The organism is Sphingobium sp. L-44 (assembly GCF_056859495.1).
Genome location: NZ_JBSXOQ010000121.1, coordinates 178349 through 198244 on the forward strand (window position 1 = coordinate 178349; position 19896 = coordinate 198244).

At 64.8% G+C, this 19896-nt stretch carries 21 protein-coding genes; 9 read left to right on the forward strand and 12 right to left on the reverse strand.

Annotated elements, in window-relative coordinates:
• Positions 1 to 105 precede the first annotated feature (105 nt).
• From AC13EK_RS23245 to AC13EK_RS23255, 3 genes are all read left to right on the forward strand, one after another.
• Positions 106 to 1260 carry an alanine racemase gene (locus AC13EK_RS23245; protein WP_081331601.1) on the forward strand — a complete coding sequence of 385 codons (1155 nt, stop codon included), beginning with the start codon at positions 106 to 108 and terminating at the stop codon, positions 1258 to 1260.
• Positions 1260 to 1646: a RidA family protein gene (locus AC13EK_RS23250; protein ID WP_069335879.1), complete on the forward strand. Its 387-nt coding sequence runs from the start codon at positions 1260 to 1262 to the stop codon at positions 1644 to 1646. Before AC13EK_RS23245 ends, AC13EK_RS23250 begins: the two co-directional genes overlap by 1 nt.
• A gap of 71 nt (positions 1647 to 1717) precedes the next feature.
• A complete protein-coding gene (locus AC13EK_RS23255) occupies positions 1718 to 2485 on the forward strand; it encodes a ThuA domain-containing protein (protein ID WP_069335880.1) in 768 nt (255 codons plus the stop codon).
• 36 nt (positions 2486 to 2521) lie between these two features.
• Here AC13EK_RS23255 and AC13EK_RS23260 read toward each other — a convergent pair whose 3' ends face one another.
• Positions 2522 to 3823: a dicarboxylate/amino acid:cation symporter gene (locus AC13EK_RS23260; protein WP_037521091.1), complete on the reverse strand. Its 1302-nt coding sequence runs from the start codon at positions 3821 to 3823 to the stop codon at positions 2522 to 2524.
• Positions 3824 to 4074: 251 nt separating this feature from the next.
• Between AC13EK_RS23260 and AC13EK_RS23265 the strand changes: the two genes are divergently transcribed.
• Positions 4075 to 5400, forward strand: a complete 1326-nt coding sequence (locus AC13EK_RS23265) for a M20/M25/M40 family metallo-hydrolase (protein ID WP_069335881.1) — start codon at positions 4075 to 4077, stop codon at positions 5398 to 5400.
• 118 nt (positions 5401 to 5518) lie between these two features.
• Here the strand turns inward: AC13EK_RS23265 and leuA are convergent, their stop codons facing one another.
• The 7 genes from leuA to miaA form a co-directional block, all read right to left on the reverse strand.
• A complete protein-coding gene (leuA, locus tag AC13EK_RS23270) occupies positions 5519 to 7192 on the reverse strand; it encodes a 2-isopropylmalate synthase (protein WP_017501357.1) in 1674 nt (557 codons plus the stop codon).
• Between the two features lie 250 nt (positions 7193 to 7442).
• Positions 7443 to 8063 (reverse strand): YceI family protein, encoded by a 621-nt coding sequence (locus tag AC13EK_RS23275; RefSeq protein WP_017501359.1) that lies wholly within the window; start codon positions 8061 to 8063, stop codon positions 7443 to 7445.
• Positions 8064 to 8302: 239 nt separating this feature from the next.
• Entirely contained in the window at positions 8303 to 9322 is a 1020-nt protein-coding gene (gene ilvC / locus AC13EK_RS23280) for a ketol-acid reductoisomerase (protein WP_004211826.1), read from the reverse strand.
• A gap of 184 nt (positions 9323 to 9506) precedes the next feature.
• Positions 9507 to 10022: an acetolactate synthase small subunit gene (gene ilvN / locus AC13EK_RS23285; protein ID WP_004211828.1), complete on the reverse strand. Its 516-nt coding sequence runs from the start codon at positions 10020 to 10022 to the stop codon at positions 9507 to 9509.
• Positions 10022 to 10369, reverse strand: a complete 348-nt coding sequence (locus AC13EK_RS23290) for a hypothetical protein (RefSeq protein WP_069335883.1) — start codon at positions 10367 to 10369, stop codon at positions 10022 to 10024. The genes ilvN and AC13EK_RS23290 overlap by 1 nt, the downstream gene beginning before the upstream one ends.
• Entirely contained in the window at positions 10366 to 12117 is a 1752-nt protein-coding gene (locus AC13EK_RS23295; protein WP_069335884.1) for an acetolactate synthase 3 large subunit, read from the reverse strand. Before AC13EK_RS23295 ends, AC13EK_RS23290 begins: the two co-directional genes overlap by 4 nt.
• Before the next feature lie 104 nt (positions 12118 to 12221).
• The gene (miaA, locus tag AC13EK_RS23300; protein ID WP_069335885.1) at positions 12222 to 13166 is read right to left on the reverse strand and encodes a tRNA (adenosine(37)-N6)-dimethylallyltransferase MiaA; all 945 of its coding nucleotides are present in this window, start codon (positions 13164 to 13166) and stop codon (positions 12222 to 12224) included.
• Between miaA and serB the strand changes: the two genes are divergently transcribed.
• The 3 genes from serB (at position 13165) to AC13EK_RS23315 (ending at position 16023) form a co-directional block, all read left to right on the forward strand.
• Positions 13165 to 14043, forward strand: a complete 879-nt coding sequence (gene serB / locus AC13EK_RS23305; RefSeq protein WP_069335886.1) for a phosphoserine phosphatase SerB — start codon at positions 13165 to 13167, stop codon at positions 14041 to 14043. The genes miaA and serB overlap by 2 nt on opposite strands.
• A 160-nt stretch (positions 14044 to 14203) precedes the next feature.
• Complete coding sequence (locus AC13EK_RS23310) at positions 14204 to 14461, forward strand: hypothetical protein (RefSeq protein ID WP_010337163.1); 258 nt, start codon at positions 14204 to 14206, stop codon at positions 14459 to 14461.
• 68 nt (positions 14462 to 14529) lie between these two features.
• Positions 14530 to 16023: a L,D-transpeptidase family protein gene (locus AC13EK_RS23315; RefSeq protein WP_069336306.1), complete on the forward strand. Its 1494-nt coding sequence runs from the start codon at positions 14530 to 14532 to the stop codon at positions 16021 to 16023.
• Positions 16024 to 16075: 52 nt separating this feature from the next.
• On the opposite strand, the gene AC13EK_RS23320 is transcribed toward AC13EK_RS23315, so the two are convergent.
• Entirely contained in the window at positions 16076 to 16825 is a 750-nt protein-coding gene (locus AC13EK_RS23320; protein ID WP_069336307.1) for a MauE/DoxX family redox-associated membrane protein, read from the reverse strand.
• A 78-nt stretch (positions 16826 to 16903) separates the two neighbouring features.
• Here AC13EK_RS23320 and AC13EK_RS23325 point away from each other — a divergent pair, with 78 nt between their 5' ends.
• Complete coding sequence (locus AC13EK_RS23325; RefSeq protein ID WP_010337160.1) at positions 16904 to 17311, forward strand: MerR family transcriptional regulator; 408 nt, start codon at positions 16904 to 16906, stop codon at positions 17309 to 17311.
• Here the strand turns inward: AC13EK_RS23325 and AC13EK_RS23330 are convergent.
• The 3 genes from AC13EK_RS23330 to AC13EK_RS23340 all read right to left on the reverse strand — a co-directional run bounded on the left by AC13EK_RS23330 (position 17293) and on the right by AC13EK_RS23340 (position 19361).
• Positions 17293 to 17457, reverse strand: coding sequence for a hypothetical protein (locus AC13EK_RS23330; protein WP_004211842.1), 165 nt, complete (start codon positions 17455 to 17457; stop codon positions 17293 to 17295). The genes AC13EK_RS23325 and AC13EK_RS23330 overlap by 19 nt on opposite strands.
• 299 nt (positions 17458 to 17756) lie before the next feature.
• A complete protein-coding gene (gene ruvX / locus AC13EK_RS23335; RefSeq protein ID WP_010337159.1) occupies positions 17757 to 18230 on the reverse strand; it encodes a Holliday junction resolvase RuvX in 474 nt (157 codons plus the stop codon).
• 6 nt (positions 18231 to 18236) lie between these two features.
• The gene (locus tag AC13EK_RS23340) at positions 18237 to 19361 is read right to left on the reverse strand and encodes a DUF3089 domain-containing protein (RefSeq protein ID WP_069336308.1); all 1125 of its coding nucleotides are present in this window, start codon (positions 19359 to 19361) and stop codon (positions 18237 to 18239) included.
• A 171-nt stretch (positions 19362 to 19532) separates the two neighbouring features.
• On the opposite strand from AC13EK_RS23340, the gene gatC reads away from it, so the two are divergent.
• Positions 19533 to 19820, forward strand: coding sequence for an Asp-tRNA(Asn)/Glu-tRNA(Gln) amidotransferase subunit GatC (gene gatC / locus AC13EK_RS23345; protein WP_004211845.1), 288 nt, complete (start codon positions 19533 to 19535; stop codon positions 19818 to 19820).
• Positions 19821 to 19896 lie beyond the last annotated feature (76 nt).

Genomic DNA, 19896 nt, shown 5'->3' on the forward strand with positions numbered 1-19896 from the left:
CAGGCGCGCGGATGTCATCGGCATTGTTGCCCCCGCACGAGCAAAAGCCGTTGAACGGGCGGCGATCCTCGGCAATCAGGGGGCGATAAGGAGCCCCTGATGCCGATGCCTTCTTCTGCCGATCCCGCCTCGCTCGATACCTTGCCAACACCCTGCCTTGTGCTGGATGCCGACCGCATGGATCGCAATATTGCGCGGCTGCGCGCGCATCTGGACGGGCTGGGAGTGGGGATGCGGCCGCATCTCAAGACGGCCAAGTCGGTCGAGGTCGCGCAGCGGCTGATGCCGACGGCGCAGGGGCCGGCGACGGTATCGACCCTGCTGGAGGCGCGCCGCTTTGCGGCGGCCGGGGTGCGCGACATTCTCTATGCGGTCGGCATCAGCCCGGCCAAGTTGCCCGAGATACTGGCGCTGCGGGCGCAGGGCGTGGACCTGGCGATCGTGCTGGATTCGGTCGAGCAGGCGGAGGCGGTCGCGGCTGCATCGCGCGCGGCGGGCACGGCCATTCCGGCCCTGATCGAGATTGATTGCGACGGGCATCGGTCGGGCGTGCAGCCCGGCGATGCGGCGCGATTGCGGGCGATCGGCGCGGCGCTGGCACAGGGCGGGGCATTGCGCGGCGTGATGACCCATGCCGGCGGTAGCTATGGCGCAAGGGGCGATGCAGAACTGCGCGCCTGCGCTGACGCCGAGCGGGATGCCGTGGTGGCGGCGGCGCGGACCTTGAAAGAGGCGGGGCATGATTGTCCGGTGATCAGCGTCGGATCGACCCCCACCGCCCATCATGCCACGGACCTGAGTGGCGTGACCGAGGTACGCGCCGGCGTCTTCGTCTTCTTCGATCTGGTGATGGCCGGGATCGGCATCTGCTCGGTGGACGACATCGCCCTGTCGGTGCTGGCGACGGTGATCGGGCATCAACGGGACAAGGGCTGGATCTTGGTCGATGCCGGCTGGATGGCGATGTCGCGCGATCGCGGCACGGTGAAACAGGATGTCGATCAGGGCTATGGCCTGGTCTGCGACCGGGACGGGCGGCCCTATGGCGATCTGATCCTGGTCGATGCCAATCAGGAACATGGCATCATCGCGCTGCGGCCGGGGGCGTCCGGCGCGCTGCCGGACCTGGCGGTGGGCGATCGGGTGCGGATATTGCCCAACCATGCCTGTGCCACCGGCGCGCAGCATGATCGCTATCATGTGGTGCGGACCGGCAGCGATGCGGTGGAAGCGGTCTGGCCGCGATTTGGAGGATGGTGATGGACGTGCAGCGGATCGAGACCGACAAGGCGCCGGCGCCCGCCGGCCATTATGCGCAGGCGACGATTGCGAATGGCTTCGTCTTCGTGTCGGGGCAATTGCCGGTGGTGGCGGGGCAGGGGCCGCGCAGCGACCTGTCGTTCGAGGATCAGGCGCGGCTGGCGATCGGCAACATGCTGGCGATCCTGGCAGAGGCAGGATGCGGGCCGGAGCGGATCGCGCGCGTCACCGCCTATATCGTCGGCGTCGAGAACTGGCCGCGTTTCAACGCCATCTATGCGCAGCTGATGGGGGATGCCCGGCCGGCGCGCACGGTGGTGCCCGCACCCGAGCTTCATCATGGCTGTCTGGTCGAAGTGGACGCTATCGGCCTGCTGCCGGGCTGACTACGACCATGGGAGCGCTATCTTTCCGTCGCCGCCTGTCCTAGCGATAGGCGAGCGAAGGAGACAGGCGGATGAGAAACAAGGCCGGGGCGCTGATCGCCCTGCTGGCGCTGTCTGCACCCGCAACGGTGCAGGCGGAGGACCAGTATAAGCTGCTCGTCCTCGCCATCCCGAACAAATATCATTATGAATATATACCGATCGCGCGCGACAACCTGGAGCATCTGGGCAAGCTGCATGATTTCAGCTTCACCTGGGCCAACAACACGTCCGTCTTCGACGGCGATCTCAGCCAATATGCGGCGGTGATGTTCCTCAACACGCCGGGCGAGGAACTGAACCCGGCCCAGCGCGCCAGGTTCGAGGCCTATATGCGGGCGGGCGGCAATGCCATCGTCGTGCATCGCGCGCTCATCACACCGCCGGGCGAATGGGCCTGGTATGAGAAGATGGTCGGGCGCAGCTTCGTCATCCATCCGATGGTGCAGACGGCGGTGGTCACGCCGACCGACAAGGGCTTTCCCGCCACCTATGGCCTGCCCGATCGCTGGATCTGGACCGATGAATATTATGTCACCGCCAACCCCTATAAGGTGACGATCCATCCGGTGCTGAATGTCGAGGAAAGCAGCTACGACCCGACCAAAATCTGGCCGGGACAGGTGGCGAAGCCGATGGGGCGGGAGCATCCCGTCGCCTGGTATCATGCCTATGAGAAGGGGCGGGTGTTCGTCACCACGCTGGGCCATAATGGCGAGATGTATCGCGATCCGCGCTATCTCGACCATCTGATGGGCGGCATCTACTGGACGGCGACCGGGCGCGGCCAGCTGCCCTGACGGCGGCGCGGAACGCCCGCGCCGCCCGGTTTTCGATCAGGCGGCGACCAGTTCGCCCTCGCCATAATAGGCGCTTTCGTCGAGGATGCCCTCGCGCTTGGCGACGATCACGCCGACCAGCACCTGGCCCGCGACGTTGACGGCGGTGCGGCCCATGTCGAGGATCGGGTCGATCGCCAGCAGCAGGCCGGCGCCTTCCAGCGGCAGGCCCAGTGTCGAGAGGGTCAGCGTCAGCATCACGATCGCGCCGGTCAGGCCCGCGGTCGCGGCCGAGCCGATGACCGAGACGAAGACGATCAGTACATAGTCGATGAAGTGCAGCGGGATGCCGTAGAAGCCTGCGACGAAGATCGCCGCCAGCGCCGGATAGATGGAGGCGCAGCCGTCCATCTTGGTGGTCGAGGCGAGCGGGATCGCGAAGGCGGCATAGCCCTTGTCGACGCCCAGCCGTTCGGTCACGGTCTCGGTCACCGGCAGGGTGCCGACCGACGAGCGCGAGACGAAGGCAAGCTGGATCGCCGGCCAGGCCTTGGCGAAGAAGGGGCCGGGCTTCAGGCCATTGGCGATCAGCAGCAGCGGGTAGACCACCAGCAGGACGAGGCCGAGGCCCAGATAGATGGCGGCGGTGAAGGTGCCGAGCTGCGCCAGCGCGCTCCAGCCATAGGTGGCGATCGCGGTGCCGATCAGCGCGGCCGAGCCGATCGGCGTCAGGCGGATGACCCAGCCCAGGATTGCACGGACGACGGCGAGCAGCGAGCGGACGAAGGAGAGGAAGGGCTCCGCCTTGTCGCCGACCTTCAGCGTGGCGAGGCCGACCGCGATCGAGATGACCAGCAGTTGCAGGATGTTGAACGAGATGCTGGTGCTGGCGCTGCCGTCGGTGATCTTGGTGCTACCCGACAGGGCCAGGCTGTTGCCGGGGACCAGGCCCTTGAGGAAATCGAGCCAGCCGCCCACGCTATCCGCCTTGCCCATGGCAAGCGCGGTGCCGTGCAGGCCCGCGCCCGGCTGCACGATCAGGCCGATGGCGAGACCGATACTGACCGCGATCAGTGCGGTGATCGCGAACCAGAGCAGGGTCTGGCCGGCGAGACGGGCGGCATTGTCGAGCGCGCGCAGATTGGCAATCGACGCGACGATCGCGGCGAAGACCAGAGGCGGCACGATCGCCTTCAAGAGCGAGACGAAGATCGATCCGACCGTCTTGAGCGTGGTTGCCAGCCAGTTGAGGTCGCCATCGGGGCCTGCGCCGATCTGGCGCGCGACGAGACCGAGGGCAAGGCCCACGACCATGCCGAGCAGAACCTGGAAGCCGAAGCTGCGATAATTGAGGGCCATGATGGCATTTTTCCTTTGGACGACCGGCGCGCTATATCGGATGGCATCTATCCGATTGCGCGCAAGCAATTCTTTCAAGGGGTTCAGTGCGGATAAGGTGGCCCTCTTTCCGCGCGCCGTCCGATCAAACGCATGGAACGGCGCGATCCGCTATGCCACAATCGCCGCTCGGGTCCATCAGGGAGTATAAATATATGCAATTGCGGGGGATATTGCTGGCAGGGGCGATGCTGGGAGTAGGGGGGCTTGCAATGCCAGTCGGGGCGCAGGCGGCAGCGGATGCCGGTGTGGCCAAGGAAATTCTGAAGAAGTCGGTCGCGTTCAAGACGGTCGAGGGCTCGGGGCAGGTGCCCGCGCTGGCCGCCTATTATGCCTCGGTGCTGAAGCAGGCGGGCTTTGCCGATGGCGATATCGTCATCACGCCGATGGGCGAGACCGCGACTTTGGCGGCGACGATCAAGGGGCGCGACCCCAGCCTGAAGCCGATGCTGATGATCGGCCATATGGACGTGGTGGCAGCCAACCGGGCCGATTGGACGCGCGATCCCTTCGTCCCGGTCGAGGAGGATGGCTATATTTTCGGGCGCGGCTCGGAAGACAATAAATATGACGTGGCAATGATGGTCGCGACGCTGGCGCAGCTCAAGAAAGAGGGATGGACCCCGCGCCGCACCGTCATCCTGCTGTTGTCGGGCGACGAGGAGACCAATATGGTCACCACCAAGGCGCTGGCGGCGAAATATAAGGACGCCGAACTGCTGCTGAACGGCGATGGCGGCGGCGGCCTGCTCGACGAGAGTGGCAAGCCGGTCCTCTACCAGTTGCAGGCGGGCGAGAAGACTTATGCCGATTTCGAAATCGGCTTCACCGATCCGGGCGGCCATTCGAGCGCACCGACGCCGGGCAACCCGATCTATCGGCTGGCCAAGGCGATCGACCGGATCGCGGCCTATCAGTTCCCGCCGATGATCAACGAACTGACCAAGGCGTCGCTCAGCTTGTCGGCGCAGCGGATCGGCGGCGACGTGGGAGAGGCGATGCGTCTTTATGCCGCGACCCAGGATCCGGCCTCTGCGGAACTATTGTCGAGCCGGCCCGAATTTGTGGGGCAGGTGCGCACCACCTGCGTCGCGACCATGCTGTCGGGCGGCCATGCGCTCAACGCCCTGCCGCAAAGTGCCAAGGTCAGTGTCAATTGTCGCATCTTCCCCGGCGTGAAGATCGACGATGTGAAGGCGCAACTGGTCAAGGTGGTGGATGATCAAAGCGCGACCTTCACCACGCTGAACGACCCGACCGGCAGCGATGCTTCGCCGCTGCGCGACGATGTGGTGAAGGCGGTGGCCGCCGCGATCAAGGCGCGCTCGCCCGCGATCACGGTGATGCCGGGCATGTCGGCCGGCGCGACCGACAGCCTCTATTTCCGCGCGCTGGGCGTGCCCAGCTATGGAGTTTCCAGCCTGTTCATGAAGGCCGAGGACGGCTTTGCCCATGGCCTCAATGAACGGGTGCCGGTGGCGGGTATCGCCGCGTCACTGGCCCAGTGGGACAGCGTGGTCCGGGCGCTGGCGAAGTAACGGTTATCCCCACTCCGTTCGGGCTGAGCGAAGTCGAAGCCCGACACTGAGCGAAGCGAAGTGGCCTCCCGATGGTCGGCCGTGCCCTTCGACTTCGCTCAGGGCGAACGGATGGATATCAGCCCCGCACGGCCACCGCATTGGCGGCCGAGAGGACGGCCTTGACCGAAGCGGTCGCGACGTCGCTGTCGGTGCCGATGCCGAAGACGGTGCGGCCGTCGGCGGTGCGGCATTCGACATAGGCGGCGGCGTTCACGTCGGTGCCGGCGCCGATAGCGTGCTCATTATAGTCGGCGACATCCAGCACCACGCCCAGTTCGTCGCGCAGCGCAGCCAGCACCGACGAGATGAGGCCGTTGCCGCGGCCCGAGATCGAGCGCTCGCCGCCTTCATGGACGATCTTGCCGGTGAAGATGCGGTCGCCCGCGCTGCCGCTCTCATGATAGTCGATCAGGCTGTAGGCCTGGTCGCCGGTCTGGTGATAATAGTCATCGAACGCGGCCGAGATGTCGGCGGCATTGAGTTCGCGGCTCGACTGGTCGGCCAGCGCCTGCACCACCTTCGAGAAGTCGGCCTGCATCCGCTTGGGCAGCTTATAGCCCTTGTCCTGCTGCAGCACCCAGGCGACGCCGCCCTTGCCCGACTGCGAATTGACGCGGATCACCGCTTCATAGTCGCGGCCCAGATCCTTGGGATCGATCGGCAGGTAGGGGACGTTCCAGAACAGGTCGTTGCGCGCTTCCTGCGCAGCAAAGCCTTTCTTGATCGCGTCCTGATGCGACCCCGAGAAGGCGGTGAACACCAGCTCACCGGCATAGGGATGGCGCGGGTGGACGGGCAGCTGGTTGCAATATTCAACGGTCTGGATGACCTCGTCGATGTCGCTGAAGTCCAGTTCCGGGTCGATGCCTTGCGTGTACATGTTGAGCGCGACGGTCACCAGGTCGCAATTGCCGGTGCGTTCGCCATTGCCGAACAGGCAGCCTTCGACGCGGTCGGCGCCGGCCATGATGCCCAGTTCCGCCGCGGCGACGCCGGTGCCCCGGTCATTATGGGTGTGCAGCGAGATCACCACGCTGTCGCGGCGCGAGATGTTGCGGCAGATCCATTCGATCTGGTCGGCATAGATGTTCGGCGTCGCGCACTCGACCGTGGCGGGCAGGTTCAGGATCAGCGGCCGTTCCGGCGTCGGCTGCAGGATGTCCATCACCGCCTCGCAGCATTCCAGGCTGAAATCCAGCTCGGCGGTCGAGAAGGTTTCGGGGCTATATTCGAAATGCCAGTCGGTGTCGGGCATCCGCGCCGCATTGTCGCGCAGCAGCTTGGCGGCGTTGATCGCGATCTGCTTGATTTCCGGGCGTTCCATCTGGAACACGATGTTGCGCCAGGCCGGCGAGATCGCGTTGTAGACATGGACGATGGCTTGCTTCGCGCCACGCAGGCTTTCGAAGGTGGTGGCGATCAGGTCTTCGCGTGCCTGGGTCAGCACCTGGGGCATGACATCGTCGGGGATCGCGCCTTCCTTGACCAGGCCCGAAATGAAGTCGAACTCGGTCGCGCCGGCGGCGGGGAAGCCGACCTCGATCTCCTTGACGCCGACCTTGACCAGCAGGTCGAAGAAGCGGCGCTTCTTTTCCGCATTCATCGGGTCGATCAGCGACTGGTTGCCGTCGCGCATGTCGGTCGACAGCCAGCGGGGCGCCTTGGTGATGACCTTGGACGGCCATTGGCGATTGGGCAGGTCCACCTGGGGGAAGGGGCGGTATTTCTGCGAAGGATCGGTCAGCATCATGGGATCAAACTACTTCCTGGCTCGGGACGCTATGGCGCGCTCCGGGGTACGACTTGACTGTGATGAATGCCCTTAGGCGGATCGACGCTGCCCTTAGCCGGAAGGCAGCACAAAAGCCACGCCTAAGGGCGTGTAAGTCGTAGCAGGGTAAGAAGCGCGACGCTCTGCATGATGGATGCGCCCATAACGCGAAACGGGGCAGACTTGCAAGCCGGCCCCGCATTTTTGACAGAAAATGTCGTGCGCGCGCTTATTTCTGGAACGCGACGATGATCTTCAGTTCGACATTGTCGCCGACGACGGGGACGAAGCCGCCCATGCCGAAATCGCTGCGCTTGATCGTGCCGGTCGCGACGAAGCCGACATTTTCCTTCTTGTTCATCGGGTTCGCACCGGCGCCATAGAATTCGGCGTCCAGCGTCACCGGCTTGGTGATGCCCTTGATGGTCAGGTTGCCGGTGATGTCCGCGCCGGTCGCGCCATCGGTCTTCACGCCGGTCGACACGAAGGTCGCGGTCGGGAACTTGGCGGCGTCGAAAAATTCGGGCTTGGCGAGATGCTCGTTCAGCGCCGGAATGCCGGTGGTGAGGTTGGCGATCGGCAGGGTGATCGACACCTTCGATGCCGAGAGATTGGCCTTGTCCAGCGTCAGCGTGCCGGTCGGCTGGGTGATGACGCCCATATTGTTGGTGAAGCCCATATGGTCATAGGCGAAGACGATCTGGGTGTGGCTGGGTTCGACGCTGTAGGTGCCGCCGGTGACCTTGGCGACATCCTTGCTGCCGGGGACGGCCATCGGGGCCTGGGCGATGACAACAGTGCCGCCGGCGACCGCGATCAGGGCAGCGGCAGAGATCAGATATTTGCGCATGGGAAACGCTCTCCAAAAGCATTCAAGGGACGCAGCACAGAATATGCCACGTCCCTCGATTGTTCCAGAGGCGTAACCGGAAACGGATCGTTCCGGTTTGCCGCTATTTCTCCCCTCCCTTTTCAGGGAGGGGCAGGGGGTGGGTGCGCCGCACTTGCGGCGCCAATTCGCCAGGGCACAGGCTCGCTTCGCTCGCACCCACCCCAACCCCTCCCTGGAAGGGAGGGGCTGCTATCCGCTTAGTTCTTGTCCTTGTTGACCAGCTTGTTGGCGCCGATCCAGGGCATCATGGCGCGCAGCTGCGAACCGGTCTTCTCGATCTGGTGGGCGGCAGCCTGCTTGCGGCTGGCCTTGAGTTCGGGCTGACCGGCGCGGTTGTCGAGGATGAAGTCCTTGACGAAACGGCCCGACTGGATGTCGGCCAGGACGCGCTTCATTTCCTTCTTGGTTTCTTCGGTGATGATGCGCGGACCGGTCTTGATGTCGCCATATTCGGCGGTGTTCGAGATCGAGTAGCGCATGTCGGCGATGCCGCCTTCATACATCAGGTCGACGATCAGCTTCAGCTCGTGCAGGCACTCGAAATAGGCCATTTCCGGGGCATAGCCGGCTTCGACCAGGGTTTCGAAACCGGCCTGGACCAGCGCGGTGGCGCCGCCGCACAGAACGGCCTGCTCGCCGAACAGATCGGTTTCGCATTCCTCGCGGAAGTTGGTTTCGATGATGCCGCTGCGGCCGCCGCCGACGCCCGAAGCGTAGGACAGGGCGATGTCATGAGCGTTGCCGGTCGCGTCCTGATGGACGGCGATCAGGCAGGGGACGCCGCCGCCGCGCTGATATTCGCCGCGCACGGTGTGGCCCGGGCCCTTGGGCGCGATCATGATGACGTCGATGTCGGCGGGGACTTCGATCAGGCCGAAATGGATGTTCAGGCCATGGGCGAAGGCGAGCGCGGCGCCGGGGCGCAGATTGCCCTTGATGTCGGCTTCATAGATGGCGGCCTGATGCTCGTCGGGCGCCAGGATCATCAGCACGTCGGCCCACTGGGCGGCTTCCTTGTTCGGCAGCACCTTGAAACCGGCGCCTTCGGCCTTCTTGGCGCTGGGCGAACCGGGGCGCAGCGCGATGGCGACTTCGGCAACGCCGGAGTCGCGCAGGTTCTGCGCATGGGCGTGGCCCTGCGAGCCATAGCCCAATATGGCGACCTTCTTGCCCTTGATCAGGCCGATGTCTGCGTCGCGATCGTAATAAACCTTCATTGTTCGTCTTCCCTTTTCATATCCTGACCCTCTCCCTGGAGGGAGAGGATACGAAGACTTGGGCCGACGGGCCCTAGTCGAAGTTGGTGAGGGGGAACCACCGGGCGTCGGCGCATTTCGCGCCCTCACCCTCCCATCGCTGCGCGATGGGCCCCTCCCTCTCCCGGTGGGAGAGGGGCAGATATCAGGCCGGCTCCTTGCCGCGGATCAGGCCGGCAACGCCGGTGCGACCGACCTCGACCAGGCCGATCTGGCGCATCAGGCCGACGAAATTGTCGATCTTCTCGGTCGTGCCGGTGATCTCGAAGATGAAGCTCTCGATCGTGGTGTCGACCACCTTGGCACGGAACACGTCGGCCAGGCGCAGCGCCTCGATCCGGTCCTCGCCGGTGCCGGCGACCTTGACCAGTGCCAGCTCGCGCTCGACGAACGGCCCGGCATCGGTCAGGTCGGTCACCTTGTGGACCGGCACCAGCCGGTCGAGCTGGGCGATGATCTGGTCGATCACCTTGGGCGGGCCGTTGGTGACGATGGTGATGCGGCTGATCGCATGGTCGTCGGTAATGTCGGCCACGGTCAGGCTGTCGATATTATAGCCGCGCGCGGTGAACAGGCCGGCGATACGGGCCAGGATGCCCGCCTCGTTCGACACCGTCAGCGACAGGACGTGCCGCTCGCTCTGTTCTTCGTGGATATGCATCAGATGCTGTTCCCGTCTTCCATTTTTTCGCGCTCGGGGCGCGGCGAGATCATGCCGATAAAGGCATAGTGCCAATCATCGTCCTGCGGGTGGGCGAGGCGGACGGGAAAGGCCGTCACCGCGTCGAACATCCGCAGAAGATGTTCGCCCACATAGCGTGGGCCGGCCAGCAGCCGATCGACCTGCAGGCCATGATATTCGAACCCGCTATCCAGATGCACTTCCCATTCCTCATTGTCGGGTTCAGCATGGTCGCTGGTCCAGCCGGTGAGTTCGGTCGTGCCTGTGATCCGTTCGAAATCCCAGGGTTCGGTCACGAAAATGCGGACCTTGGCGGGGGTGGTCACACCAGTGCCTTTGCCTCGTCCGACATGACGCCTTCGATCTGGTTGGGATCGAGCAGCATTTCGGTATGGGCCGCACCCGACGGGATCATCGGGAAGCAGTTGGACAGCTTCGCCACGCGGCAATCGACGATCACGGGACCGTCGGTTTCCAGCATCTGGCGGATGCCGGCCTCCAGTTCCTGCGGCCCTTCGATGCGGATGCCGGTCCAGCCATAGGCTTCGCCCAGCTTCACGAAGTCGGGCAGGCTGTCCGAATAGCTGTTGGAATAGCGACTTTCATAGGTCAGTTCCTGCCACTGGCGGACCATGCCCATATATTCATTGTTCAGGATGAAGATCTTGACCGGCAGCCGATACTGGCTGGCCGTCCCCATTTCCTGGATGTTCATCTGGATCGAGGCGTCGCCGGCGATGCAGATGCTGATGCTGTCGGGATTGCCCATCTGCGCGCCGATGGCGGCCGGGAAGCCATAGCCCATCGTGCCCAGACCGCCCGAGGTCAGCCATTTATTGGGGTCTTCAAAACCGAAATGCTGGGCCGCCCACATCTGATGCTGGCCGACTTCGGTGGTGATGATGATGTCCTTGCCGGTCGCGAGGGTCGCCTTGTAGAGGTCCGCGATCGCCTTTTGCGGCATGATCTCGCTGCCGCTTTCGGGGTAGGACAGGCTCTTCTTGGCACGCCATTCGGCAATCCGCGCCCACCAGGCCGACAGGTCCGCCTTTTCATGGCCGCGCTGCTTCCACAGGGCGATCATGTCCTCCAGCGCGCTGCCGACATCGGCGACGACCGCGACATCGACGTCGACGATCTTGTTGATCGAGCTGCGGTCGATATCGATATGCACCTTGCGGCTGTTGGGGGCGAAGGCGTCCAGCCGGCCGGTGACGCGGTCGTCGAAACGGGCGCCGATGCACAGGATCAGGTCCGCCTGGTTCATCGCCCAATTGGCTTCATAGGTGCCGTGCATGCCCAGCATGCCGACCCACTGGTCGGACGACGCGGGGAAGGCACCCAGACCCATCAGGGTCGAGGTGACGGGCGCGCCGGTCATCGCCGCCAGTTCGCGCAGCAGGGCGCTGGCCTGCGGACCCGAATTGATGACGCCGCCGCCGGTGTAGAAGATCGGCCGTTCCGCCGCGGCCAGCATCTCGACCGCCGCGTCGATCGCGGCGGCATCCGCCTTGGTCTGGGGATGATAGCTGGCATGGACCTTCAGCTCCGGCCGGGCATAGGGCGCGGTCGCGATCTGGACATTCTTGGGAATGTCGACGACGACCGGGCCGGGGCGGCCGGTGGTGGCGATATGGAATGCCTCATGAACGACGCCGGCCAGCTTGGCCGGATCCTTCACCAGATAATTATGCTTGGTGCAGTGGCGCGTGATGCCGACCGTGTCCGCCTCCTGGAAGGCGTCGGTGCCGATCAGCTGCGTGGGCACCTGACCGGTGATGACGATCATCGGGATCGAATCCAGCAGCGCATCGGTGATGCCGGTGACGGCATTTGTCGCGCCGGGGCCGGAGGTGACCAGGACGACGCCCGGCTTGCCGGTCGAGCGGGCATAGCCCTCCGCCATGTGGGTCGCGCCCTGCTCGTGGCGCACTAGGACATGCTTGATCGTGGGGTGATTATAGAGCGCGTCATAGATGGGCAGCACGGCGCCGCCCGGATAGCCGAACACAACTTCGACGCCCAGATCAACCAGGCACTCGACCAAAATGTCCGCGCCGCTCTTTTCGGCCACGATGAAACTCCTCTTTTTTAAGATGCTGGCTCGCGGGTCTGCGCCGTCGCGCCCGCATTGGCAAGGCGCCAGCGTCTAGAGGACATAAAATGCGTGGTCAACCCCTATTGTTGTAATTTAATTGCTAATTCATTGGCAATTTTAGCATCAATCGATCTCTTTTCGCGGTGCCAGTCCTGCGGCGGCTGGTTGGAGAACCAGGTATATTGGCGTTTGGCATATTGGCGCGTGGCGAGCTGGCCACGGGCCATCATCGTGTCATGATCGATGTCACCTTTGAGCCAGGCGGCTATTTCCGGCACGCCGATCGCCCGCATCACCGGCAGGTCGGGATTGAGGTTGCGGGGCAGCAGCGCCTCCACTTCGGCAACGGCACCCTGATCGACCATCAGCTCGAACCGCCGGTCGCACCGTTCGATCAACCAGTCGCGCGGCGGCAGCAGGATCATCGGGGACAGGCTGATGCGGTTGGCTATGCCGCCCTGCTTGTGCTGCTGCCATATCTTCAGCGGCTTGCCGGTCGATCGCACCACCTCCAGCGCACGGGCGACGCGGGTGGTGTCGGCCGGGGCGAGGCGGGCAGCGGCCTCCGGGTCTTCGATACGCAGCGCTTCATGCGCCTGCGCCACCGGCATGGCGCGCACGGCGGCGCGGATATCGGCGTCGATGTCCGGCACTGGCGCGATGCCGTCGAGCAAGGTCCGTATATAAAGGCCCGTGCCGCCAACCAGTACGGGCAGCTTGCCGGCTTCATGGGCCGCATCGATCTCCGCCCTGGCCTCGGCGGCCCAGCGCGCGGCGGAGCAGGCTTCGGCCCCGTCGATGTGGCCGAACAGGCGATGGGGCACGCCGCCCATTTCCTCCTGGGAAGGGCGGGCGGACAGGATCGCAAGGTCGGCATAGACCTGGCTGGCATCGGCATTGATGACGACGCCGTCGGCGATCTGGGCCAGGCGGACGGCGAGCGCGCTCTTGCCGCTGGCGGTCGGCCCGGCAATAAGCGCGACCGGTGGGCGGGATTCGCCCGGCATATGTGCGGGAGTGTTCATGTTCGTCGCGACCTTAGTGGCAGTTGAGACCCTGAAACAGGCGGATATTGCCGAAGCGGCCGGATGGCTGGCCTCTGCCGGCTGCGCTCCGGTCGATAGCGTCTGGCTGGACGAGGGCAAGGCGGCCGATATTTTCTTCGGCAGCGATCCCGTCACCGCCCGCGCAGCGCTGACCGACATTGGCGACCGGGTCGACGTGATCGTGCAGATGGCGGCGGGCCGCGAGAAGAAGCTGCTGATCGCCGACATGGATTCGACCATGATCACGGTCGAGTGCGTCGACGAACTGGCCGATTATGCCGGGATCAAGCCGCAGATTGCCGAGATCACCGAACGGGCGATGCGCGGCGAACTGGATTTCGAAGGCGCGCTGCATGGCCGCGTCGCTCTGTTGAAAGGGCTGCCCGACAGCGCGATCGATCAGTGCCGCGAGGAGCGGGTGGTGATCATGGGCGGTGCCCGCGAACTGGTGCGCACGATGAAGGCGCGGGGCGCACGCACCTTGCTGGTGTCGGGTGGCTTCACCCGTTTCACCGGGCCGGTCGCGGCGGAAATCGGCTTCGATGTGCATGTCGCCAATGTGCTGGAAATTGCCGATGGCGCGCTGCTTGGCACCGTCACCGTGCCGATCGTCGATGCCGCGCGCAAGCGCACCGAGCTGGAGGCTGCGATCGACGGCGGCATCGACCGCGCGCTGACGCTGGCGGTGGGTGACGGCGCCAATGACATTCCGATGATCGAGGGGGCTGGGCTGGGTGTCGCCTATCATGCCAAGCCCAAGACCCGCGCGGCGGCAGCGGCCGAGATCGTCCATGGCGACCTGTCGGTGCTGCTCTATGCGCAGGGTATCGCTTCGGCCGACTGGGTCCGCGACTGATCCCATATGCTTAACGGCTGGGCGCGCTTGAGGCACGTCCTGCCGTCATTGCACAAGGGTAATGGATTCCATTTTGCCCCTGAACCGTTGTCGTCGCACTGCATCCCGGCAGTGGGTCCAATTGGCGTTGCGACAGGATCGTGGCGCACAGGGAGATGGTATGAAAATCCAGACAATGGCGCTGGTCGCCGGTAGCTTGCTGGCGCTGAGCGCCTGCTCGAAAAATGATGCGCCGGTGACCAGCGCGCCGCCGCTCGGGCCGGGCGCGATTGCCGGCACGGTGGCCGCAGACCGCAACGGCGATGGCTATGTCGACGGCTATTACACGTCGGATGGCATCTATCACCCGGTCCAGGGACCGCCCTGTCCGCCGCCCCCGCCGCCGCCGGCACCGCCCCGTTCTGGAGAACGCGGCTGAGCAATCTTCCTTTCCGGGCGCGGCATTTCCGCCGCGCCCCCCGACATCCTGTTTCCCTGATCCTCGCCATGTTGATCGCCGGTTCCGTGCCGGGGATGGCGGCTGCGCAGCCGGCCGCCAGCGACACCGCGGCGCGGTCGAGCGTGGCCGCTGAAATCCGGTCGGCAGCCAGCGGCAAACTGCGCGATTTCTATGGCACGCGCGGCTATTGGCCGCTGTGGAGCGACAAGGGCAAGGTCCGCGCCGAACCGGCGCAAGCGCTGCTGGCGCTGCTCGACAGTGCCGATCAGGACGGGCTGCGATCGCGCGACTATGATGCCAGGGGATTGTTGCGGGCGATCAAGGAGGCCGATGCCTCTGGCGACCCCAAGGCGCTGGCACGGGTCGATGTCGCCCTGTCGAAGGCGCTGGCCACCTATGTCGCCGATGTGCGCCGCCCGTCCAAGGCGGTGAAGATGCGCTATCTCGACCCCGAGGTGGAACCGCAGGCGCCCGATGCCGCCGAAGTGCTGCGCGCGGCGGCGGTGGCGCCGTCGCTGGCGACCTATGTCGAGAAGGCGGGCTGGATGAGCCCGCTCTACATGAAGCTGCGCGCGGCGAGCGGTGCATACGAAACCCGTTGGGGCGGCCTGCCGGCGGTGAACGTGCCGACCGACGTCAAGCTGCGGCCGGGCGGATCGAGTGGCGAGATCGCGATCCTGCGCCATCGGCTGGGGCTGCCCGACGGGGTCGATTATGACAAGGCGCTGGCGGCCAAGGTCAAGCTGTTCCAGGCCGATCACGGGCTGGATGCCGACGGCATTGCCGGCGCGCAGACGATCGAGGCGCTCAATCGTGGTCCGGGCTATTTTGCCCGGATATTGACGCTCAATCTGGAGCGTGCGCGGCTGCTGCCCGGCCCATGGGTGCGGCATGTCGAGGTCGATGCCGCATCGGCGCGGCTCTATTATTATAGCGGCGGCGAACTGGACGGATCGATGAAGGTCGTGGCTGGCGCCAAGGAAAGCCAGACGCCGATGATGGCAGGCATGATCCGCTATGCGACGCTCAATCCCTATTGGAATGTCCCGCCCGACCTGGTCGAGCGCAAGATCGCACCCAAGATACTGGATGGGGCGACGCTCAGGAAGATGCGCTATGAGGCGCTGAGCGACTGGGCCGCCGATGCGCAGACGCTGAACCAGAGCGAGATCGACTGGCGGGCGGTGGCATCGGGGCAGCGCGAATTGCGCGTGCGCCAGTTGCCTGGCGGCAATAATGCCATGGGGAAGATCAAGTTCATGTTCCCCAATGATCTGGGCATCTATCTGCACGACACGCCCGACCGGGCCCTGTTCGCCAAGCCCGTGCGCCATTTCAGCAATGGCTGCGTCCGGCTGGAGGATGCGCAGCGTCTGGGCCGCTGGTTCTTCGGCAAGACGCCGACGGCGGAGAGCGATGCGCCCGAACAATATGTGCCGCTGCCCCGGCCGGTGCCGGTTTACCTCACCTATCTGACGGTGGTGCCGACGGCGGACGGGGTGCAGTTCCTGCCCGACGATTACGGACGGGACGGGGAGTAGTCTCCCCGTCCAACCGGCTCAATGGATGCCGGCAACCATCCGCGTTTCTGGTTTAGTGGATGCTTGCCAGCATCCACAGGGCCATGGCGACCATCATGACATTCTCGGTCAGCGAGACGAAGCCGAGCGGCACATTGCTGCTGCCGCCGACGCAGGCGCATTTGAGCTCGCGCTTCTCGATATAGACTGCCTTGAACACCGACACGGCGCCGATGCCGCCGATGAACAGGGCGACCGGGATCGACAGCCAGGGGGCAAGGCCGGTCAGCATCAGCGCGCCCGCACCCAATTCCAGGAAGGGATAGATGCGGCCATAGGGAATGACGCGGCGGGCGAGCAAGTCGTAGTTGAGGAACATGGTCGCGAACCGCTCCACGTCCTGCAGCTTCAGCATGGCAAGCAGCATCATGGCGATGGCGATGAACCGTTCGAGCGTCAGCAGGCCGACCAGCGGCGCCAAGGTCAGCCAGTTGATCGCCAGCGCCAGCAGTGCGGCGACGGCGAAGACGGCCAGCACCGGCACATAGCTGGTCGCGCCGGGCTCCGGCACCTTGAGGCCCAGGAAGCGGCGCAGATCGTCATGGCCGCCGATCCGCCGGTCGTCGATGAAGATTTGCGGTGTCGTTTTCACGTCATGCTGCGCCTTGAAGGCGTCGGTCTCGGCCCGGCTGGTAAGGGCATGATCCTCGACCCGATAGCCATGGCGGCGCAGCAGCCAGCGCGCCTTGAGGCCATAGGGACAGACATGGCCGGGCATCACCATACGGTAGAGTTGAGCGACCTTTTCCGGTCCTTGGGGCATTGCATCGTCCTTGTGTCAGGCTTGTATCGAGTGCGATGCCCCTCATATAGGGTCTGTACCATGGTACGGAGTCAAGGCATGAGCATGACAATTTCCGCACTGGCCCGCGCGGGCGATGTCGGGGTTGAGACGGTGCGCTTCTACCAGCGGCGCGGCCTGCTGGATGCGCCAGATCGGCCGGAGGGCAGCGTGCGCCGCTATGGCGAGGGCGATGTGCGCCGGCTGCGCTTCATCCGGTCGGCGCAGGCGGCGGGCTTCACGCTGGAGCAGATCGGCGAGCTGCTGCAACTCGATGCCGGGCAGGATCGCAAGCGGGCGCGCGAGCTGGCGGCCGATCGGATCGCGGCGCTGGATGTGAAGATCGCGGAACTGGAGGCGGCGCGGGCGGCGCTGACGCGACTGGCCCGGCAATGCCATGCCTCCGATGAAGGGCCATGCCCGATCATCGCGGCGTTCGAGGACGGCGTTCAGACGTCCTGCGTCTGATCGTCCTGCTTCTGCGCCATCTGCCGGCGCGACATTTCCCGACGCACCGAGTAGCTGGTGGGATCACGGCGAAAATGGTCGCGCATCATGCGCCGCTGTTCGCTGATGATGTGCCAGATATCTTCCGGACTCTTGCCTTCGGTCATTGATCCGTCCGCCCTTTTCCGTTCGACTGCAGGGCAGGGAATATCGCTTTCGCACCGATCAATCCGTGAGCGCGATCACGTAAACGGCGCTTTAACGCTGTTACTTCAGATATATGCAACTTGGGCGGCGCGTGCGTGACAGGGTAAATGTTGGAAATCGCGCGCTTAACTTCGCATATTTCCCGCACATTCTGACATAATGTTACGTTCCGCTGCTCCTATCGGAAAGCGGCGTGGGATCAGGATGGGAAAGAGCCGCCGGGAATATAGCCGGGCGGGACGCTGTAGGACAGGCGTGCCTATTCCAGCCCGGCGACGAGGCCGTCGATCGCGCCCTGGAGGATGTAGCTGGCGGCGAGTTTGTCGACCAGTTCGTCGCGGCGGGCGCGGCTGGCGTCGGCTTCCAGTAGGGTGCGGGTGACGGCCTGGGTCGACCAGCGCTCGTCCCAAAGCAGCACCGGCAGGCCGATGTCCGCGACATTATGGGCGAAGGCGCGGCTGGCCTGGCTGCGCGGGCTGTTGGTGCCGTCGAGATTGAGCGGCAGGCCGATGACGATGCCCTTGACCTGCTGCTGCGCCATGAAGGCTTCGAGCGCCGGCTTGTCCTTGCTGAACTTGCCGCGAGTGACGGTGTAGGCGGGGCTGGCGATCGACCATTGCGCGTCGCACAGGGCCAGGCCGATCGTCTTCGTGCCCACGTCCATGCCGATCAGGCGGCCACCCTCGGGCAGGGCTGCGCGAAATTCCGCGCGGTCAGTCGTGACAAGTTTCATTACGTCTCAGTGCGTCTTGGTAAAGGCCGCCAGTCGCTGGCGGGCGTCGTCGCGCACATTGCCCCAGAACAGGCTATAATCATAGACGTGATAATTATTGCCGGGCAGCGTGTAGGGGCCCATGTCGACCGGCTCGCCGATCATCAGCACGCCGCTAGTGTCGCAGCGGGCAGGGACGATGCCGGCGACCAGATGAGCCGGCTTGTCGGCGGCGCGGGCGTCGAGCGTGCCGATATTGGCGCTGGCGGGCGCATTGCCGTTGAAGGTGCCGGTGATCGGATTGGTGCAGAGCATGTGCGTGCCCTTGCGCGGCTGGCCATTGAGGCCCTGCTTGCGCTCGAAGCTTTCGACCACGGCGGACGGATCGGCCGGTTCGGCATAGCTTTGCCAGCTGACGATGCAGTGCGATTGATCCCGCCTGGCACAGGCGGGGAAGCCCAATGCAGGCAGGTCCGCCTCGACCGAGATCGGCCAGCCCACGGCATAGATGGCGGCGATCCGGTCGGCGACCGGCTTGCCTGCCACTTGTTCGCGCACCAGTTGCAGCAGGTGGCGTGACCCCTGGCTGTGGCCGGCGAGGATCAGCGGACCGGTGGGATTGGCCTTGAGGAAGGCGGCGAAGGCCTGGGTCACGTCGCGATAGGCTGCTGCGAGTGCCTGGTCGCCCTCCGCTCCGGTGGTGAGGAATGCGCCATAATTGGCTTGGCGATAGCGGGGTGCCCAGACATTGCCGGCGGCGCTGAAGGCACTGGCCTGACTCAGCACGAAGCGGCGCGCGGTCGCGTTGCTTTCCGTATCGTCCAGCGGCGCATTCCAATGGGCATTGCCAAGCGGCGTCACATAGCTGGTCGGGTGGATGAAGAAGACGGCGGCCTTCTGCGCGGGCGGCGCAAGCTTGGCCGCGCCCTGCGGCGTCCAGAGCGCGGGATTGTCCTTGGTCTGGTCGGGGCGAGCGATCCACATTTTCGGATCGTCATAGGCGTTGGCGGGCAGGGGCTGGAGCGGCTGGAACGCCTCGCGCGGGACCATCACCGCCCGCATGATCTGCATCCCCCAGATGCGATAGGCGAGCAGCATCGCAAGCACCAGCACGATGAGGCCGGCGACGATATAGAGGAATTTGCGGGCCACTTGCTCTCGTCTCCATCCCTGTGCGGGGATCGCCCCGCCTTCGTGCGGCCTGTCTGGCCCATGCGCGGCAGTCATGCAAGATGGGGGCATGCAAGATGGGCGCATGCAAGATGGCAGATGGTGCAGCAGGACACTTGAAGCGGACTGGTGCGGGTGCTAGCGGCTTGGCCCATGTCGATAGACCTTCAGACCGTGAAAAAGATCGCCAGCCTTTCGCGCATTTCGGTGACGGATGCGGAAGCGGAAGCCATGGTGCCCGAACTCAACAATATCCTTGGCTGGGTGGAACAGCTGGGAGAGGTAGACGTGACCGGCGTGCAGCCGATGACGGCCGTCATCCCCAACCATCAACGCCTGCGCGACGATGTCGTCACGGACGGCAATGTGCGTGACAAGGTGCTGGCCAATGCGCCGCAGGCCGAACATGGCTTCTTCGCGGTGCCGAAAGTTATCGAATGATGCGGGTGCCTCCCCATCCGTTCGCCCTGAGCCTGTCGAAGGGCTCGGCCGACCGCAGGGAGGCAGCTTCGCTTCG

Excerpts from the sequence above, each read along its gene's own strand:
- AC13EK_RS23245 (WP_081331601.1), top strand. The coding sequence starts at position 106 with ATGCCTTCTTCTGCCGATCCCGCCTCGCTCGATACCTTGCCAACACCC.
- AC13EK_RS23250 (WP_069335879.1), top strand. The coding sequence starts at position 1,260 with ATGGACGTGCAGCGGATCGAGACCGACAAGGCGCCGGCGCCCGCCGGC.
- AC13EK_RS23255 (WP_069335880.1), top strand. The coding sequence starts at position 1,718 with ATGAGAAACAAGGCCGGGGCGCTGATCGCCCTGCTGGCGCTGTCTGCA.
- AC13EK_RS23260 (WP_037521091.1), bottom strand. The coding sequence starts at position 3,823 with ATGGCCCTCAATTATCGCAGCTTCGGCTTCCAGGTTCTGCTCGGCATG.
- AC13EK_RS23265 (WP_069335881.1), top strand. The coding sequence starts at position 4,075 with ATGCCAGTCGGGGCGCAGGCGGCAGCGGATGCCGGTGTGGCCAAGGAA.
- leuA (WP_017501357.1), bottom strand. The coding sequence starts at position 7,192 with ATGATGCTGACCGATCCTTCGCAGAAATACCGCCCCTTCCCCCAGGTG.
- AC13EK_RS23275 (WP_017501359.1), bottom strand. The coding sequence starts at position 8,063 with ATGCGCAAATATCTGATCTCTGCCGCTGCCCTGATCGCGGTCGCCGGC.
- ilvC (WP_004211826.1), bottom strand. The coding sequence starts at position 9,322 with ATGAAGGTTTATTACGATCGCGACGCAGACATCGGCCTGATCAAGGGC.
- ilvN (WP_004211828.1), bottom strand. The coding sequence starts at position 10,022 with ATGCATATCCACGAAGAACAGAGCGAGCGGCACGTCCTGTCGCTGACG.
- serB (WP_069335886.1), top strand. The coding sequence starts at position 13,165 with ATGTTCGTCGCGACCTTAGTGGCAGTTGAGACCCTGAAACAGGCGGAT.
- miaA (WP_069335885.1), bottom strand. The coding sequence starts at position 13,166 with ATGAACACTCCCGCACATATGCCGGGCGAATCCCGCCCACCGGTCGCG.
- AC13EK_RS23310 (WP_010337163.1), top strand. The coding sequence starts at position 14,204 with ATGAAAATCCAGACAATGGCGCTGGTCGCCGGTAGCTTGCTGGCGCTG.
- AC13EK_RS23315 (WP_069336306.1), top strand. The coding sequence starts at position 14,530 with ATGTTGATCGCCGGTTCCGTGCCGGGGATGGCGGCTGCGCAGCCGGCC.
- AC13EK_RS23320 (WP_069336307.1), bottom strand. The coding sequence starts at position 16,825 with ATGCCCCAAGGACCGGAAAAGGTCGCTCAACTCTACCGTATGGTGATG.
- AC13EK_RS23325 (WP_010337160.1), top strand. The coding sequence starts at position 16,904 with ATGAGCATGACAATTTCCGCACTGGCCCGCGCGGGCGATGTCGGGGTT.
- AC13EK_RS23330 (WP_004211842.1), bottom strand. The coding sequence starts at position 17,457 with ATGACCGAAGGCAAGAGTCCGGAAGATATCTGGCACATCATCAGCGAA.
- ruvX (WP_010337159.1), bottom strand. The coding sequence starts at position 18,230 with ATGAAACTTGTCACGACTGACCGCGCGGAATTTCGCGCAGCCCTGCCC.
- gatC (WP_004211845.1), top strand. The coding sequence starts at position 19,533 with ATGTCGATAGACCTTCAGACCGTGAAAAAGATCGCCAGCCTTTCGCGC.